This window comes from Porphyromonas circumdentaria, assembly GCF_900167105.1.
GTDB classification, from domain to species: Bacteria; Bacteroidota; Bacteroidia; order Bacteroidales; family Porphyromonadaceae; genus Porphyromonas; species Porphyromonas circumdentaria.
The window spans coordinates 1-17,800 of record NZ_FUXE01000020.1 but is presented as its reverse complement, the minus strand read 5'-3'; the positions used below and the strand labels follow the sequence as shown (position 1 = coordinate 17,800).

Annotated in this window: 11 protein-coding genes; 1 reads left to right on the top strand and 10 read right to left on the bottom strand. The window is 41.3% G+C overall.

Going from position 1 to position 17,800, the window contains the following annotated elements; all coding sequences use genetic code 11:
• Positions 1–155: 155 nt before the first annotated feature.
• The 4 genes from B5D06_RS07935 to megL all read right to left on the bottom strand — a co-directional run bounded on the left by B5D06_RS07935 (position 156) and on the right by megL (position 5,709).
• The gene (locus B5D06_RS07935) at positions 156–530 is read right to left on the bottom strand and encodes a hypothetical protein (RefSeq protein ID WP_078737468.1); all 375 of its coding nucleotides are present in this window, start codon (positions 528–530) and stop codon (positions 156–158) included.
• An 823-nt stretch (positions 531–1,353) separates the two neighbouring features.
• Positions 1,354–2,550 (bottom strand): C1 family peptidase, encoded by a 1,197-nt coding sequence (locus B5D06_RS07930; protein ID WP_078737467.1) that lies wholly within the window; start codon positions 2,548–2,550, stop codon positions 1,354–1,356.
• A 55-nt stretch (positions 2,551–2,605) separates the two neighbouring features.
• Positions 2,606–4,429 carry a DNA polymerase III subunit gamma/tau gene (dnaX, locus tag B5D06_RS07925; protein WP_078737466.1) on the bottom strand — a complete coding sequence of 608 codons (1,824 nt, stop codon included), beginning with the start codon at positions 4,427–4,429 and terminating at the stop codon, positions 2,606–2,608.
• Positions 4,430–4,509: 80 nt separating this feature from the next.
• Positions 4,510–5,709 carry a methionine gamma-lyase gene (gene megL / locus B5D06_RS07920; protein WP_078737465.1) on the bottom strand — a complete coding sequence of 400 codons (1,200 nt, stop codon included), beginning with the start codon at positions 5,707–5,709 and terminating at the stop codon, positions 4,510–4,512.
• Positions 5,710–5,942: 233 nt separating this feature from the next.
• Here megL and B5D06_RS07915 point away from each other — a divergent pair, with 233 nt between their 5' ends.
• Complete coding sequence (locus tag B5D06_RS07915) at positions 5,943–7,352, top strand: MATE family efflux transporter (RefSeq protein ID WP_234989581.1); 1,410 nt, start codon at positions 5,943–5,945, stop codon at positions 7,350–7,352.
• Positions 7,353–7,635: 283 nt separating this feature from the next.
• On the opposite strand, the gene B5D06_RS07910 is transcribed toward B5D06_RS07915, so the two are convergent.
• The 6 genes from B5D06_RS07910 to B5D06_RS07885 all read right to left on the bottom strand — a co-directional run bounded on the left by B5D06_RS07910 (position 7,636) and on the right by B5D06_RS07885 (position 17,576).
• Positions 7,636–8,997, bottom strand: a complete 1,362-nt coding sequence (locus tag B5D06_RS07910; RefSeq protein WP_078737464.1) for an MATE family efflux transporter — start codon at positions 8,995–8,997, stop codon at positions 7,636–7,638.
• A 57-nt stretch (positions 8,998–9,054) separates the two neighbouring features.
• Positions 9,055–11,163, bottom strand: coding sequence for a RecQ family ATP-dependent DNA helicase (locus tag B5D06_RS07905; RefSeq protein ID WP_234989580.1), 2,109 nt, complete (start codon positions 11,161–11,163; stop codon positions 9,055–9,057).
• Positions 11,163–12,911: a single-stranded-DNA-specific exonuclease RecJ gene (recJ, locus tag B5D06_RS07900; protein WP_078737463.1), complete on the bottom strand. Its 1,749-nt coding sequence runs from the start codon at positions 12,909–12,911 to the stop codon at positions 11,163–11,165. Before recJ ends, B5D06_RS07905 begins: the two co-directional genes overlap by 1 nt.
• A 938-nt stretch (positions 12,912–13,849) precedes the next feature.
• On the bottom strand, positions 13,850–14,347 hold the full coding sequence (locus tag B5D06_RS07895; protein WP_078737462.1) for a hypothetical protein: 498 nt from the start codon (positions 14,345–14,347) through the stop codon (positions 13,850–13,852).
• 178 nt (positions 14,348–14,525) lie between these two features.
• The gene (gene typA / locus B5D06_RS07890) at positions 14,526–16,337 is read right to left on the bottom strand and encodes a translational GTPase TypA (RefSeq protein ID WP_078737461.1); all 1,812 of its coding nucleotides are present in this window, start codon (positions 16,335–16,337) and stop codon (positions 14,526–14,528) included.
• A gap of 192 nt (positions 16,338–16,529) precedes the next feature.
• Positions 16,530–17,576, bottom strand: coding sequence for a M23 family metallopeptidase (locus B5D06_RS07885; RefSeq protein WP_234989579.1), 1,047 nt, complete (start codon positions 17,574–17,576; stop codon positions 16,530–16,532).
• Between the last annotated feature and the right edge of the window lie 224 nt (positions 17,577–17,800).

Genomic DNA, 17,800 nt, shown 5'->3' with positions numbered 1-17,800 from the left:
AGTATTAGAGCAACTCTCCAGAAGCTTCTTTTTTCTACAATATATAAGTAGCCAGAGAAGATAGCAACCAAGCTATCCCTTTAGTAAAAGAGCTACTTTCTCTTGAGAATCTCCTCAATATATATAAAGAAGATTTGAGCTGGTATTTCGTTCTATTAGAAAGAGTAAATAGGTATAGGAGGTGCTCTTAGATAACAAAAAGAATTTGCGGCTGAAAAGAGAGCACGAGAATATTTTCTTATAACATTGGTTACTCTAATCCATGTAGCAGGCTCTTTAATCTCAAAAGGTGCTACCTCTAAAAGAGGAACCCCAACGAAAGAAAGCTGTCCATACATAACCAACTCGTTAGCCGAGTGGGGCTCGTCGGAGGTAGAGCGTTCTTTATCCTTTTGAAACTCTACATGTACATGAGAAATAATGACGCCATTGATTATATGGATATGGGTAAAACAAACTATAAAGCCAACGTACACTACCATGAGCAGAAGTAGTGCATAACGAGGAAAAGACCTAATAGTTTCTTTCATAGAGTTCAAAGGTAAAACTTTAGAATCTTGTAGCAAGCCTATTTATGTAAAAAAAGGCGAAATTACCTATTAGTTAGGATGAAAAACGACAACTTTAATCACACTAAGGGAGGATTATATTCATTTTTAAAAGAGGAAAATGCAATAATAAAAAAAGAAAAAACATATAACTCAAAAGCCTATTACTTATAAGTATTCTATAAAATAGTAACCTATATAAAGTTGAATACTTCTCATTAAATAGTACTTTATTCATAACTATTCTTTCATACGCAACCTATGTATGGACATACATAGCCTACGTATGGCCATACATAACCTGCGTATGGACATACACAGCCTATGTATAGAAGAATTCTTATAACTAAAACGATTTATACTAACTATTAAACTCTTCTTTATTAATTAGAAAATGATTTTATAGTAATACCTTTTAGAGCCTTTAGTTATAACTATTAATGTATAACTATGATATAAAATCTCAATACTATCTGTACTAAACAGCTATCCATACTACTATATACAGATAGCTTTTTATATCTAACTATAAGAAAACTACTATTAAGCATCTACTATAGTTCTATATATAGTAATTATATCAATAGGATATTCGATTACTTTATTAATAATATATGGACTTTTTCTTAGGAGAAGTTCTCACCTTACAATAGTTGATAATGATCTAAAATTTATTCCCAATCTGTAATAATATCCTTTCAAAGAACCAATAAGCAGCCTATTGTATCAGAAAAACTCCATACAAAAAAGAGGCAAGGGTTTAACACCCTCGCCTCTATATCGGCAATAAAAATTAGTCGTTAGCTTAACGAATGCCTAACTTCTTAGCAATTTCCTTAGGAAGAGCATCCTTGTGCAAGACGATATTCATAGTACGTCCTGCTACGTACTTTTCACTCACATACCAGATACCCTTATAGGCACCAGCTTCTCCCCATGAATTCTTCACCATGAAGAATGGACGTCCATTTTGATTCTTAGCAATACCATAAATAACCATTCCGTGGTCATCTGTCAGAGTATAGTTATCATAACACTTTTGACGATACTCTTGAGTAGGCTCTATCTCTGGACAATCGGGAGTATTTATCAAGCGAAGTATCTCCTGCCTACGTGCTGCGTGGCTTAAACCAATCCAACGAGCTTGGTCAGAACCAGCAGTATTTATAGCCTCTACATCTGCTAAAACGCCAATTCCATCACGGTTAAAACCATCCTCGCTCACATCTGCTCCCCATGCTATAGGATAGCCCTTGTCAATAGCATTGTACATCACCTTCACAAGCTCATCTACGGGCAAGTTATAGCTCTCGCTCCAACGCCAGTTATCCTCTATTTCAAGAGCAAACTTGCTATAAAAAGGATGGTGCGTATAGCTTGTAAGAGAAACATAGTCATCTGCATTTAAGCCCAACATCTTGGCAAAAGAAGCAGGAGTATAGCTCTTACCCTTATAATTGAAAGAAGTAGGAAGCTCTCCTAAGTAGCTATCAATAATAGCATTGAAAGCCTTCTTCCAAACGGGAGTAAGCTCCTTGTTGGGGTTCTTTACAATAGCATCTAAGAAACCCTTTGCTCCTTGTTCCATTTCGTTATGAGCATTGCGCTTGGTGCCATAGTTTAATCCTTCCATAACCTCTTCTGGAACTGCTCCATAGTGCTTAAGCACATAGATTACATCGTAGAAAGAACCACCCTGTGCAAAATTGAGCTTACCATGGAGACGCACATATTTCTCTGCCTTATCTCGATAAGAGTGGCTTACAACGAACATATCGGAGAGGTCGTATTCAGGTTTTCCCAAACGCATTAGTTCCGCTTCAAGAAATCCTTGGGTAGAATAAGACCAACAGGTACCAGAGTTACCTTGATCCTTAATGGTAGTTATAGGAAGCTCCTTAACTACAGAGAAAGTGTTGGTTTCCATCTTTTTTTCTTGGGCTTTAACAGCACCAAAGGTCAAAAGACCTGCCAAAAAGAAAATCGAATACTTCTTTTGCATAGTAATTTAAGTGTGAATATCTAATTTAGTTTAGCTTGTTTATTTTCATTTAGGGTTAGGGCGCAATCCTTAAATCCAAAGCTGCGACCAGTCTTTGCAAATGCTTATTTTCCTGCAGTAAGGATTTAAGCCAATCGTTGGCCGTTTCTATCTCTCCCTGCAACTGTTGAGCATCTACTACCTTAATATCTATCTGTAGCGAAGGCTCTGAAAATACAGTACGAAGGTGAGTAAGTAAGCTGGGCATAATCTTCTCCAAAGCATTTAACTGCAGTGTATTGAATACTCTTACGACCCAGTTTCCAGCTTCATCTCGTTTTGGAGTAGAGAGCGTCATCGTATTTTTCAAGAAAGGTTCCTTTTCATAAGCTCCGTTGGCCCAAGCAAACCATTCTGCAAGAAGAGTATCTTCAGTAAGTTGCAAGGGAGTATTTTCAGAGAAAGATTCCTCCTCAGGCTCTGCAGTTATCGCTTCTTGCCGCCCTGCTGTAGAGGATAATTCTTCCTTTAGAAAAGATGTTGGTACTTGCTCTACCGTCTGTAACTTCGGTGCTCGAGAGGGAATAGAAAGAGGCTTCTGTTGTACAGGTTCCTTAGACTGAACTGGCTCTGTAGCCGAAGGCTCCTCTCGAGACACATTAGGTAATGAAGAAGAAGAAGGTGTGGCAGGCTTAGTACTTTGGGAGGCAATAGTAGTCGCTGTATATTGCTTTACTCTCGCACTTGTATTGGGTACTTGGGGCGTATTCCCTGGATTAGGAGGAAGCACATGAGACATAGGTTCATTACTCATAGGGACAAGAGACAGCAATGTCATCTCTGCCAAAAGACGCTTTGAATTACTATTACGATACTCTTTTCCGTAACTCAACAACTGCATAATAGAGCGATAAAGGAATACTTTACCTGCCCTTTTGGCCAAATCATTATACAAAGAAGCCTGCGACTGGGGTAAACGCAATAAAGGAAGAGTAAGAGCATCGTAAGCTATCAGCAATGTACGCATAAACTCGGTAAGACCGTTAACGATGATACGTGTATCAAACCCTTTTTCTATAAGCTCATCTAAAAGGAGCAAAACAGCCGCCTGTTCTCCTCTAATGATGTGATTAACAAAACGCACATAATACTCTTCATCAAGTATGTTAAGACTCTCAAGAGTGCGCTCATAGGTCACTTTCCCCCCTGTAAAGCTCACGATGCGGTCAAATACAGAGAGAGCATCCCTCATGCCTCCATCTGCCTTACGGGCAATCAAGCTAAGAGCTTTAGGCTCTGCATTTATCCCTTCAACCTCTGCAATATGCGCTAATTGCTGCGCTATGACATCCACCGATATAGGACGAAAATCATATACTTGACAACGTGAAAGAATAGTAGGAAGAATCTTGTGCTTCTCGGTAGTGGCCAGAATAAATACGACATAACTGGGTGGCTCTTCAAGTGTCTTTAAGAAGGCATTGAAGGCTGCCGTTGAGAGCATATGCACCTCATCTATGATGTAAATCCTATACTTGCCGATTTGTGGAGGTATAGAAACCTCCTCTATAAGACGCCGAATATCTGTAGTAGAGTTGTTGGAAGCAGCATCCAATTCAAATATATTAAGCGATCGCTGCTCTTCAAAAGCTTTACAACTCTCACATGTTCCGCAAGCCTCTCCATCGGGCAGAGGAAATAGACAGTTTATCGCCTTGGCAAAAATACGAGCTGCAGAAGTTTTTCCCACCCCTCGAGGACCACAAAAGAGATAAGCATGTGCCGTTTTCTGTTGTAAAATGGCTCTTCTTAAGGTTTCTCGTACAGCATCTTGCCCCAATAGACTCTCAAAGCTATCAGGACGGAACTTACGGGCAGAAACTACAAATCCGTTGCTCATTATTATTCAAGGACGAGTGTATAAAAATGGAGGAGAAAATACTCTAACAGGGTATCCCTCCTCCTTATAAATACTATTTATTAAAGTTGGTCAAGTGCTTGCTTCAAGTCGGCAATAATATCCTCTACATCCTCTATACCTACAGAGAGACGCACCAAGCCTTCAGAAATATCCGATGCTGCACGTTCCTCTGGAGTATAAGGTGAGTGTGTCATTGAGGCAGGGTGCTGGATAAGTGTTTCCGTATCCCCTAAGCTCACCGCCAGAGAGCACATCTTTACAGCATTAATAAGTTTACGCCCAGCCTCTAAGCCTCCTACTACCTCGAAAGCAATCATAGCTCCAGGGAGCTTCATGTACTTTTTCGCCAACTCTTTCTGTGGGAAGTTGTCCAATCCTGGGTAAGCAATGCTTTGTACCTTGGGATGCGCTGCAAGAAACTCTGCTACCTTCTGAGCATTTTCGCAGTGACGTTCCATACGCACGTGCAAAGTCTTTAATCCTCTATTGATTAAGAAAGCCTCAAAAGGGCCTAAAACAGAACCCGTCAAATCTTTTACACCGAGGAAACGTACCTGACTAATATACTCCTTAGAGCCAACTACAAACCCAGCAATTACATCCCCGTGTCCGTTGAGGTACTTTGTTGCAGAGTGTACGACAATGTCTGCACCATGCTCCAAAGGACGACAAATATAAGGTGTACAGTAGGTATTATCTACCATTACACGCACCCCTTCTTGCTTATGTGCAATAGCTGCGATAGCTTCAATATCTGAGATATACATATTGGGGTTAGCAGGGGTTTCTATGTAGACCAACTTTGTATTGGGACGCATCGCCTTACGTACATTTTCGGGGTCTCTCATATCTACAAATGTAACATCTACACCGTAACGCTTCAAACCATGTTCCATAAAAGCATAGGTACAACCATACAAGGTCTTTCCTGCTACGATATGATCGCCAGCAGCTACACAGACCCAAATAGCAGAGGTAATAGCCCCCATTCCAGAGGAAGCACTCATACAAGCCTCTGCTCCCTCAAGAGAAGCTACTTTCTCTTCTACTGCAGTACAGGTAGGATTACCCAAACGAGAGTATATATAACCATCTTCTTCCAGAGCAAAGCGACGTCCTCCCTGTTCTGCACTATCAAAAATGAAAGTAGACGTTTGATAGATAGGTGCGGCCAAGGTACCATACATATTCTTTTCGGCACCAACGTGAATTGATCGTGTGGCAAAGCCCGATTTTTCTAATTGTTCAGGAGACAACATAATACTTGATAAGGATTATTTGATTTGTTTTCTATAGTCTTTGCGAAGTTAATCATTATTTCCAATAACCTGCTCTTTTCCTTATATTATCTCCAGTGTAAAATCTACATTCACAGGGCAAAAAATTGTACCTTTGCAACTGTTTTGTAGAGCTATCTGGTCATCTATCGGATATAGATAATCGCTCATCGTCTCTACTTTGAAGAGAAGAAAGCTTTAACCCTCTAAGAACTTTGACTGTACAAGAACAAACCTCTTCACTTCTCTCGGCTTCGGAAGAGAAAAGACTCTTTGACTTGCGCCATGAGCATATTCCGAAACTGCTGATGAGATATGCCATACCCTCTGTGATAGGAGCGGTAGTGAATGCCTTGTACAACATCGTAGACCGCATATTTATTGGTCAGGGAGTGGGGAGCAATGCACTGGCGGGGCTTGCCATCACCTTCCCGATACTAATGTGTTTGATAGCTTTTGGTATGTTGGTAGGGAGTGGAGCCTCGGTGCGTGTCTCTATCTATATTGGTCGTAATGATCTGAAAAGTGCCGAACGCCTACTTTCCAATGCCGTTTTCCTGACTCTTTTCTTCAATATCATAACGTGCACTTTGGCCTTGATTTTCATGGAACCACTTCTGCGCATGTTTGGAGCAAGCGATGCCATTATACCCTATGCCAAAGAGTATTTGTACATTGTCATACCTGGTAACATATTCTGCGACCTGAGTTTGAGCTACAATGCTATTATGCGCGCATCGGGTTACCCTCGAAAGGCCATGTACACGATGCTCATAGGAGCACTACTCAATCTCATCTTAGATCCTATATTCATATTTGGTTTTGACTGGGGGATTAAAGGGGCAGCATGGGCTACACTGCTCTCCGAAATAATTGCAGCTCTATACGTTACAGGGCACTTCCTCAATCGTAAACATCTCATTCATTTCTCCCCACAACTTGCCGCCTACAAACCCGACTTTACGATGATGAAAGCTATCCTATCCATAGGGATAGCTCCTTTTACCATGATGATGGTCAATAGTGCTATAAACACTATAATGAACCGCTCTTTTGTTGCCTACTCCACAACCTCAATTGAGGCGGACTTATCAATGGCTGCCTTGGGAATAATCTTAGGGATAACGCAACTTTTTATTCAGTTCATGCTGGGGGTTTCTATGGGGATGCAACCCATTGTAGGCTACAACTTTGGAGCTGGCGATATACGACGCTCGATAAAAACCTACAGAGTAGCCCTCGTGGTTAATATTAGTGTTGCAACCACAGGCTTTGCAATAGCGATGCTTTCGCCCCAATTCTTCATAAATCTTTTCTCAAAAGATCCCAATTTAGCCTCTCTGCTAAACCGTACGATTCGGATGACTATGATGATGTTTCCCTTTATAGGGGTACAACTAACGACAGTACAATTCTTTCAAAGTTTGGGTATCAGTACAAAGGCAATGTTTTTAAGTTTAACTCGCCAAATTATCTACCTCATGCCCTGCTTACTCATCATCCCCCATTTTATCGGAACAGACGGCGTTTGGATTTCTATGCCTATAGCCGATGCTCTGTCAGGCATAACCGCCCTCTCTATGGTACTGTACCAAATCCCTCGACTTATCAAAAGGCACGTTTAGAAGGCCTCCCCTCCCGACAAGTAATTAATGCGAGAGACTATAATTCAAACGAATCAGACACCTTGAAAGGCCTAATTAAGAAGAAATACCAGGGTTAACAATAGACTCCACACAACCACACGAAACACGACATCATACTATCCAATTAAATAGTATATACTATACAGCAAAATAGTAATAACTATCTCACCAAATAGTAAATACTATTTTCAAAAATAGTAATTACTATTTCCATACATACTACATAGTAACAAGATGGGCATTAAATACTCTTCCAGAAAATTCACCTTGAGAGAGCCCGAACAACCTTGTTATAGTAACCGTAAAGCAAGAAGCTCATCAAGGTCAAACTGATAGGAAAAGAACTCCAAATGGCGCACAACTGATAAGAAGGATAGTCTGCTGCGCAATAAAAAGTAAAAAGATAGGAGAGCGCAGGAGCCACTACGATATGTGCCAAAAAAGCAATCGGAGCCAAGCGTTTTACCTGTTCCAAGCCTCGTAAAGCGTTCGAGAAAATAACCTGAAGAACATCTGCAAACTGATAAATGATAACAGGTAATAAAGCTATTGACACAAGACGAGAGACTTCAGCCTCGGGCGTAAAGAGAAATGAGACATGATTACGAAGAGCAAACATCAAGACTGCCGTACCCAATGCCATAAGAAACCCTATGAAACAAGAGGTACGCACTACCTCTCGCACCGATTGGTAATCTTGTATTGCCTTAAAATGACTGACACGAATAGCTACAGCTGCCCCCAAACCATAATAAATCAAGTAGCCTAAAAGCGTTACCACCATTACCACCTGATGTGCAGCAAGCGACATTGCTCCCAATCTTGCCACAAAAATGATTATTAAGGAAAAAGAGGTAGCTTCAAGCCCCAGCTGTAAAGCGACTGGAGTTCCCAAACGAATCAACGACTTTGCTATCAATCGGTTCCAAAGCGTAGTAACAAAAGCTCGACGAATATCTTTCCAACGTGACTCACAGAAGAATGTTATAAAGATAATGAAGAGCATTGCAAAACGGCTAAGAAGCGTAGCAACTCCAGCCCCCAACAGTCCCCACTCTGGGAAGCCCCACTTACCATAAATCAAAAGGTAGTTGAGTAAGACATTAAGTATTATCCCTACAATCGTTATGTACATAGGCCAGTGCATGCGACTCATCCCATCGTAAAACTGCTTGAAGCCATTAAAAGCCATTAAAATCAAGAAAGAGGCAGTTTGCAAATAATAATAGGGCAAGGCAATAGGAATAAGCTCTTCCTCTAAATTGAAGAGGCTCAAGAAAGGAGAAAGCCCAAGAACAATGAGCGAAAGTAAAAGCCCAACAATAATATTGAGCCACATAGACATCTTGAGTAACCCTCCTATACGTTCACGCTGATTGAGCTTATCCGCCTCTGCAACAAGCGGTGTCAATCCATAAGAAAAACCTAATCCGAATATCAAGATAAGGTTCAGAAAGTTATTAACAAAGGAGGCTGCAGATAGCTCTTTGATGGCATGCTGCCCCACCATCATGTTGTCAACAAAACCGATGAATATAATTGCAACCTGACCTACTATGATCGGGAAAGCAATATGCAAAAGAGATTTGCTGTGCTGTATATATTTATTGGAATAAACTATCATAACTACTATGAACAGGCTAAAAAGTTAGGGGTATTTCTGAGATCTTTACAAAGCTACTCATCGATATGATATAGAGAAACCATCGAAGAAAAAGTGTGGATGCGTTTCTACAATACGACTTAAAAGAGGGCCTAACTCCTCGCGTTTCATCTTTGTTACCTGCAAAATACGCTCCACGGTAATAGATTGTCCTGGCTCTTTCAACTGCTCTTTTAAGAAACCTAAAAGATAAACAAACGGCTCTTCAGAGGGTTTTCGATTCTTTTTTTTCTGCAAACAAACATCGCAACAGCCACACCCCTCTACAAGAGTCTCACCGAAGTAGTCCAAAAGAAGAGCACTTCGGCAACGCTCTTCCGAGGAAATGTAGGCAATGGTACATTCAAGTCGTTCGGACAAACGCTGCTTACGCTCTTCGTATATAGAATAAGGAATAGGAAGATGACGCCCCTCTTCTCGACGAGAACGAAACACAAGGCGGGGCTCCGAAGTCTTCGGTATGTAATGAATTACTCCCCTATGCGAGAGAGAGGAAAGAGAGAGGTAGACATCTTGCAATGTCATACTCAACTCTCTCGACAGCAATTTTTCATCGATAAATACATAATCAGAAAAGAGACCTGGGTAAGTGCGCAACAACAAGCGCACCAAGTTGTCGACGGCAGGTGTTACCAACGAATTATTGTACAATTCATCGCGCGTTACAAGGAATGTTACCCTCGAACGCTGCTCTTCGCTCTCTTGATACTCCCACACCCCCATCATATCCAACAAACGTACGGCAGACATAGTCTGTATAGGGGGCAGACGAAACTCTTGAACAAAATGCTCTACATTAAAAGTAAAACTCCTATCCAAGCCATCGCCCAATCCAATACCCAGCTTACTGGTAACAAGATCGTATAAAGAGCGTATAAAATTTTTCTGAGGGAACTCATCTTGTAAACGACGAGCTATAATAGCCTTATCGTATCGGCTTACTAACACCACAGCATACGCTTTTTGTTCATCTCTACCTGCGCGGCCTGCTTCTTGGAAATACTCCTCCAAAGAAGAGGGCATAAGCCAGTGAATAACCACTCTTACATTGGGTTTATCGATTCCCATACCAAAGGCATTGGTAGCCACCATAACCCTTACAGAACCCTCCATCCATCTTTTTTGATGCTCATCTCGTTCGGCATGAGTTAATCCAGCATGAAAGAAATCGGCTGTAATACCAGCCTCTCGAAGTACCTGAGTTAACTGTTGAGTACGCTCTCTATTACGACAATAAATAATTGCAGAACCAGGCACTGAACGTAGTATTTGGAGCATCATCCCAGGTTTATCCTCTGTACGACGCACTACATAAGCCAAATTGGGACGCAAGAAGCTCCTACTAATAACATTCGGAAGAGAAAACCCCAACAGCTTCATAACATCTTGAGTAACCTCTGGCGTAGCAGTTGCTGTAAGTGCAAGTACAGGCACTTCTGGGTAATACTTCCGCAACTCACTGATGCGAAGATAAGAGGGACGGAAATCATACCCCCACTGTGAAATACAGTGACACTCGTCCACCACAATCAAGCTAACCTTAAGATGCGAAATAGCGGCAACAAACGAGGAGGACGAGAGGCGTTCGGGAGAGAGATACAAAAACTTGTAAGCTCCGTGCACGGCATTGTCCAACAAGCGTTGCATCTCATACCCATAAAGCCCCGAGTGTAGAGCGACGGCCTTTATGTTCCGCTTCCTGAGATGGGCAACCTGATCTTTCATCAACGCGATCAAAGGCGTTATCACCAGAGTTATACCCTTTAATAACAGACCCGGTACTTGAAACGATATACTCTTTCCACCACCTGTTGGGAGAAGTCCCAGCGTATCTTTACCCGATAAGACCGAGCCTATTATATCTCGTTGTTTAGGACGAAACTCATCAAAACCCCAGTACTTCTTTAGCACTTCTTCGGGGGTTAGAAGGTGATCCTCAGTCCCATCTTCCGCTGATATAGAACCATCGAAAAAAGAGTTTTCCAAGGCATCTACCTCGAAAAAAGAGGCTTCTTCTTCAGAGATAAAATCTGGTATGTAACCATATCTATCACTGTAATAAAAAGCCTCTTCTCCCGACAATAAGGGCTCTTTTGGCGAAAGATTACAATCTTTCTCCATCTTCATTACACTCCTTTAGAAGTCTCCTCTTGCTTCAAATCTTTAACCAGCATCTGTACGGAAGAAACACCCTTGAATGTATTCTCTTCTAAAGTATAACAAATAGAAAAGGGTCTGTAACTCTTCACGTAAGCAAAATTAGCCGCCTGCCCATAAGCAATGGCACTACGTACATTCAACATCTGAGGTGATTCGGTTACCTCCAACTTCAGATGCTCATCATTCTTTCCCACAGTTTGACTCTTTCCTGTATCGAATATGAAACGCGTCATAAATATCGGTTTAGGATTGTCGGGGCCAAAAGGTCCCATACGCTCGATACTACGATGTAACGACTTGGACACCTCAGAAAGGCTCAAAACAGCATCTATCTCTATCTCATTGGTAAGAGGTTTCGGAGTGGTGTGCTCCAAAGAGTACTGATAAATACGCTCTATAAAAAGAGGTACATTCTCTTCTGATAAAGCCATCCCAGCGGCATACGGATGCCCCCCGAAGTTGGTTAATATATCTCGACAATACTCAATCGCACCATACATATCGAAGCCTCCGAAACTGCGAGCCGAACCTACTACCAATTCGCCCTCTCCAGCAAGAACAATTACTGGGCGAGCAAAGCGTTCCGTGAGACGAGTAGCAACAATTCCGATAACTCCTTTATGCCAATCTTTACTATAAACGACAATCACATTGTGAAGTTTGTGGAGTTTCTGCTCCTCCACCATCCGTATAGCCCACCGAGTCGTATTCTGGTCCAGCTTACGACGTTCGTTATTACAGTTTTCGATTACAGCACACTTCTCTTGGGCTTCTTCCAAATCTCTACTCACCAACAGGTCGACAGTTTGTCGCCCATTCATCATACGCCCCGAAGCATTGATCATAGGGCCGATCTTAAAAACGATATCACTCATCGTAATAGACCCACTCGTAAGCATGCAAGTCTTTAGAACGCTACCTAAACCAGGCGAAGGACTTTTATTCAACTGTTTAAGCCCATGATAGGCCAGTATTCTATTCTCCCCCAGTACAGACACCACATCACTTGCAATACTTACAGCTACAAGATCTAACATGGAGTAGAGACGACGCATACGGATGTTGTTGTTGATGGCAAAAGCCTGCATCAACTTAAACCCAATACCACAGCCCGACAAGTCCTCCAAAGGATAGGTGTTATCTACACGCTTGGGATCCAGTACAGCCACGGCATTAGGCAATACATCATCTGGAGTATGGTGATCGCAAACAATAAAATCTATACCTAACCCCTTGGCATACTCTATCTCTTTTATGGCTTTTATGCCACAATCTAAGACAATTATGAGCTTTACGCCCAACTCATGAGCATAGTTAATCCCTTGATAAGTTACCCCATACCCATCATCATTACGACCAGGAATATAGTAGTGTAGCAAATGGTCACTACAGCCAGAGAGACGAAGGAACTTATATACCAGAGAAACAGCTGTGGTTCCATCCACATCATAATCACCGTAAACCAATATAGGTTCCCTGCGCCCGAGAGCAAGATTTATACGCTCTACGGCTTTGTCCATATCCTTCATCAAGAAAGGATCATGGAGATCTTCTAATTTGGGTTCAAAAAATTGCTTGGCAGCCTCAGGAGTAGTTACACCTCTTTGTACCAGTAATTGCCCCACTACGGGCGGCACTCGAAGTGCCCCACTTAGGGACAAGCCTGTGGAAAGCACCTCCTCGGTAGGAGGGTTCCAAATCCATTTCTTTGCCATTATATCGTATCATTTTTATTTTTCAATTAAAAACCCTTTAACCTGTAAAGAGTGGCCGTTATACAATAAAAGACCTTTATCTACATCTAAAGGTCTTCTTAAAAACTTGGCAGCCCCTAAAAAAAAGAGTGTCAAGACCTTATATCAAGGCTCTTTAGAAAAAAACTTTCCTGTAAAGAGGAGATACCCCGAGGATAAAGCTTTTCAGGAGCGTAAATATACAGAAAATCGGTGGTAGAAAAAGAAAAGAAGGTTCTGTATTAACCTATTTTATTGGAGAAAAAGAGTTTCAGTACAACTCATAAAGCATACTTTTCATCAGAAAAAAGAGATTGTACTACGCTAAAGAAGCATACAAAGATTACGGTAAAAAAAAGTAGCCTCAAAAGGGTTAACTTCTCCCGACGAAAGGGGACTTTTTATTCTTTCCTAACGCTAACTTTTATGCTCCGTTACGACAAATACTTTATATTCAACTTGAATATACATATACGTAATTTGAATATACATATATTCAAATTGAAAATATATAAATGCAATCTACAAATAAAGAATTACTCATAATAAAAGAAACTTTTGTACCTATTGATTTTACTTTCTAAAAGCAAGAGATTGACTTATTTCCCTATCGCAAAGGAGCGTAAGGAGTAAATACAAATGAATTGTATCACTAACCCTCTTGGAGAAAACACCTATCAGAAAAAGAGAAAAGAGATTTCAAGAATATCATCGTTTCGTGGCTTTTTTTGAGGAGAAAAGCCTATCAAAAGAAGAAAAAAGCCTCTGAATGCCCCCTTTGAAACGTTTTCCAGACACACCCTGAGCCTACTATTTATCAGCTTACTATCAAAAAGATGTTTCAGGAGAAATATAAAACTCCCCCTCTATCCACAAGGACAAAGGGGGAGCTATATACCTAATTACGTATTATTATCCTATTAGAAACGGTAAGTAAGACCGATGTTAATAAGAGATACTCCATAACCAATTTCTGCATTAACAGCAAAGTTTGGAGCAAAATAGTAACGAGTTCCCAAATGAATCTGTGAACCGAAAGCAAAGTTCCATTGAGATTGATTATTAACAACGTTTGCACCTAAAAACAAACCTGCATAAGTATCCCACTTTGGAGCAAATTCATAGTGGAAAGAACCCTTAGCACCAATAAAACTGCTGCTAAAGAGACTGGCTGTATAAGTTCCCAATGCACCACCTACACCTATACTACCCTTACCTGATGAGAGTAATCCATCTACGATTCCACGCTCATAAGAAATCTGGATAGGAAGCACAGAGAAGTTGCCAAAATTAGTTGTTCCTATCAACGCACTTACTGTGTTTGTACCTTTCTTAAATACCTCCTGAGCATTTGCTTGTGAACCAAATACGGAAGCAGCTGCGAGAGCGAGTCCTAAAACAATACTTTTAATCTTCATAAAGTTTCTTTTTTACAATTAGTTTTCTTCAATTCTTTTTTTCTAACACAAACATAAAGACTTTTTGCCAAAAAACAAAATAGACAAAAGCTATACTGCTTTTCAAAAAATCAATCTACGACCAAGAGAGAAGCATCTTTAAGACTGATAAAAAGCAATATAGGTTATCTCAAGAGGACTAAATCTCCTCCTGTCTTGCGTGTCTTTTACGTTCATTTTCGTCCAATATAATTTTGCGCATACGCATACTTGCGGGAGTAATTTCTACATATTCGTCAATCTTTATGTACTCCAGTGCATCCTCCAAACTAAAAAGGATAGGAGGAGCAAGAGCCACCTTCTCATCACTTCCAGAAGCACGCATATTAGTTAGTTTCTTGGTCTTACAGACATTCACCACGAGATCATTGTCCTTTGTATGCTCTCCGATTACCTGCCCCGCATAGACTTCTTCCTGTGGGCTAATAAAGAAACGACCTCGACTCTGCAAGTTATTAAGTGCATAGGCAAAGGCTGTACCCGTTTCCATCGCGATAATTGAGCCATTTGTTCGCCTCTGTATCTCACCACGCCAAGGAGCAAACTCCAAAAATCGGTGTGCCATAACAGCCTCTCCCGCCGAAGCGGTTAGCACTGCGTTATTGAGACCTATAATACCCCTTGAGGGTATTGAGAACTCTAGCATTATACGATCTCCCTTAGTTTCCATAGCGGTCATCTCTCCTCTTCTGCGCGTTACGATATCTATCACACGGCTTGAGCACTCCTCGGGTAAGTTAATCGTCAATTGCTCTATAGGCTCGCACTTGACACCATCTATCTCTTTAATAATTACCTGAGGTTGGCCAACTTGAAGTTCATACCCCTCACGTCGCATAGTCTCTATTAAAACGCTCAAGTGAAGTATCCCTCTTCCGTAAACCAACCAAGCATCGGCAGAGCTCGTAGGCTCAATACGTAGAGCCAAGTTCTTATCCAACTCTTTCGTCAAGCGATCGAAGATATGTCTACTCGTAACAAATTTCCCCTCCTTACCAAAGAAAGGGGAGTTATTAATAGTAAAAAGCATACTCATGGTCGGCTCATCAACATGAATACTGGTCAAAGGCTCTGGATGAGAAGCATTAGCAATAGTCTCTCCGATTTCAAATTGCTCCAAGCCTATAATGGCGCAAATGTCTCCACAATGCACCTCTTCAACCTTAGCTCTTCCTAATCCCTCAAACGTATTTATCTCTTTTATTCTTTGGCGAAGTAGAGAACCGTCACGACGACAGAGCACAACATCTTCTCCCTCACGTATAGTTCCTCTATGCACTCTTCCTATAGCAATACGTCCCACATAAGAGGAGTAATCCAAAGAGGTTATAAGCATCTGTGAAAGACCTTCCAAAGGAGGAGGAGCTGGTATATACTCAATAATAGCATCAAGCAAGGGGGTAATGGTATCGGTTGGCACTTTGTAATCAGTACTCATCCAAGATTGCTTTGCAGAGCCAAAGAGGGTTGGGAAATCCAATTGTTCATCCGAAGCATCGAGACTTGCCATAAGATCAAATACCATGTCTTGTACTTCCGAAGGCCTACAATTAGGCTTATCAACCTTATTTATTACCACAATCGGCTTAAGTCCTAAACTAAGGGCCTTTTGTAATACAAAGCGCGTTTGAGGCATAGGCCCCTCAAAAGCATCCACCAAGAGCAAACAGCCATCTGCCATATTCAACACTCTCTCGACTTCTCCCCCAAAATCGGCGTGACCTGGGGTGTCTATTATGTTTATCTTACACCCTTTGTAGCGTATACTTACGTTCTTAGAGACGATAGTAATACCACGTTCTCTTTCAATGGCATTATTATCCAGATAGGTGTCTACTTCCTCCGCCTTGTCTTCTCGAAACAATTTACCAGCGAGGAGCATTTTATCGACCAAAGTAGTTTTACCATGGTCTACGTGTGCTATAATGGCAATGTTACGTATTTCCTGCATATACTTTTATTTATGGTCGGTAAAAGTACAAAAAAGCTATATACCTTGCTCTATATCATTGAGAAATCCCCTCTCTTCTCTCTCTGTTTTGAAAGGGGCAGTTCTAAAGATAAAGTCCAAAATAAAAAAGAAGAGACCGCGGTATAGGCCTCTTCTTTCTATGTATGAAATTCTGTAAGTTACGCGTTCTCTTTACTTTATCCGTAAAGTTTTTCCTGGACGGAGTGTTGCTTTGGTGCTCATATTATTGAGTTTGCACAAGCGAGAAACAGAGACACCCGTTCTCTTTGCAATACCACTGAGCGTATCACCCTTTCTTATTCTATACACAGAGGGAGCTTTAGCCTTGACTCTAGCTTGCTCTGTAGAGGTGTTGAAAGAATCTCCTCCCTTATAGCTTTTCGCATTACTATAGGAAAATGTCTCTACAGCACGCCCCCCCTTGTATTGGAAAGCATAGATATCCCTCCAGGGAGCTCCCTCTGAAAAGTCTATGATAAATGAAGGATTAATGTCAACCCCCATAAATCGAGTTTCAAAGTGAAGATGAGGACCCGTGGAACGCCCCGTAGAACCTCCCAAACCGATGGGCTCTCCCGCACGTACAATCTGGTCTTTTTGAACCAAATGACGACTAAGGTGCCCGTAAACTGTTTCTAAGCCATTAGGGTGACGTATTACTACATAGTTTCCATACCCCTTACCCTCATAATCTCGAATACGCACCTTTCCATCAAAAGCAGCACGAACGGTATCTCCGACTCTTAGAGCCAAATCTACCCCTTTGTGTTGACGACGGAAACGACGACGATAGCCATAACTAGAAGTTAATCGCGGGCGACCATCAAGTGGCATTACAAAACCATTACAATCGATTTCATGAGATGCAGGAATCTCTACATGCTGCCCAGCAAAAGGATTGACGTAATTACCCCAGCTATTCTCTCCGTAGAGTTCAATAGCTGGGGCACTGAGGGCTTCTTCAGCCAATTCAAGTTCAAGAGCAACTTTGTTTGCCTTGATTTTTTCAATTCCCTTTAGACCATCTGCAAGTAGGTTATCCATGTTGAGGGTATCTGCAGTACTGTTTCGCGACGATCGTTTCTGAACGGGATTCGTAGTCCAACTGCGAGGACCACGCTCCAGATCAGCAGCTTTCTCGGAAGAAAAAGCCTGCAACGGATACGCAAGCAACACCGCAAAGCCCGCAAAAACGAAGCCTTTTTTCAGCATTGTCATTCTTTGAATTAATTGTTTATACATTTTGGTAATATGTTAATGGCACCCCTGTTATTTATACCGCTAAGGAGAGGCACCATTTACACTTCAAGCCACAAATATAGACAATCGAATCGAAAAGACCAAATATTCAGGGCAACCGCATCAAATCTTTAGCAGCTTTTTGAGATAGTCTATATTTAAAGCAGCCTTAAACAACCTTTTCCGTAGGGAAAGTTTGTCTT

What these genes read in the sequence shown, in the direction of transcription:
- B5D06_RS07935 (WP_078737468.1), bottom strand. Translation starts at nt 530, where the DNA reads ATGAAAGAAACTATTAGGTCTTTTCCTCGTTATGCACTACTTCTGCTC.
- B5D06_RS07930 (WP_078737467.1), bottom strand. Translation starts at nt 2,550, where the DNA reads ATGCAAAAGAAGTATTCGATTTTCTTTTTGGCAGGTCTTTTGACCTTT.
- dnaX (WP_078737466.1), bottom strand. Translation starts at nt 4,429, where the DNA reads ATGAGCAACGGATTTGTAGTTTCTGCCCGTAAGTTCCGTCCTGATAGC.
- megL (WP_078737465.1), bottom strand. Translation starts at nt 5,709, where the DNA reads ATGTTGTCTCCTGAACAATTAGAAAAATCGGGCTTTGCCACACGATCA.
- B5D06_RS07910 (WP_078737464.1), bottom strand. Translation starts at nt 8,997, where the DNA reads ATGATAGTTTATTCCAATAAATATATACAGCACAGCAAATCTCTTTTG.
- B5D06_RS07905 (WP_234989580.1), bottom strand. Translation starts at nt 11,163, where the DNA reads ATGAAGATGGAGAAAGATTGTAATCTTTCGCCAAAAGAGCCCTTATTG.
- recJ (WP_078737463.1), bottom strand. Translation starts at nt 12,911, where the DNA reads ATGGCAAAGAAATGGATTTGGAACCCTCCTACCGAGGAGGTGCTTTCC.
- B5D06_RS07895 (WP_078737462.1), bottom strand. Translation starts at nt 14,347, where the DNA reads ATGAAGATTAAAAGTATTGTTTTAGGACTCGCTCTCGCAGCTGCTTCC.
- typA (WP_078737461.1), bottom strand. Translation starts at nt 16,337, where the DNA reads ATGCAGGAAATACGTAACATTGCCATTATAGCACACGTAGACCATGGT.
- B5D06_RS07885 (WP_234989579.1), bottom strand. Translation starts at nt 17,576, where the DNA reads ATGACAATGCTGAAAAAAGGCTTCGTTTTTGCGGGCTTTGCGGTGTTG.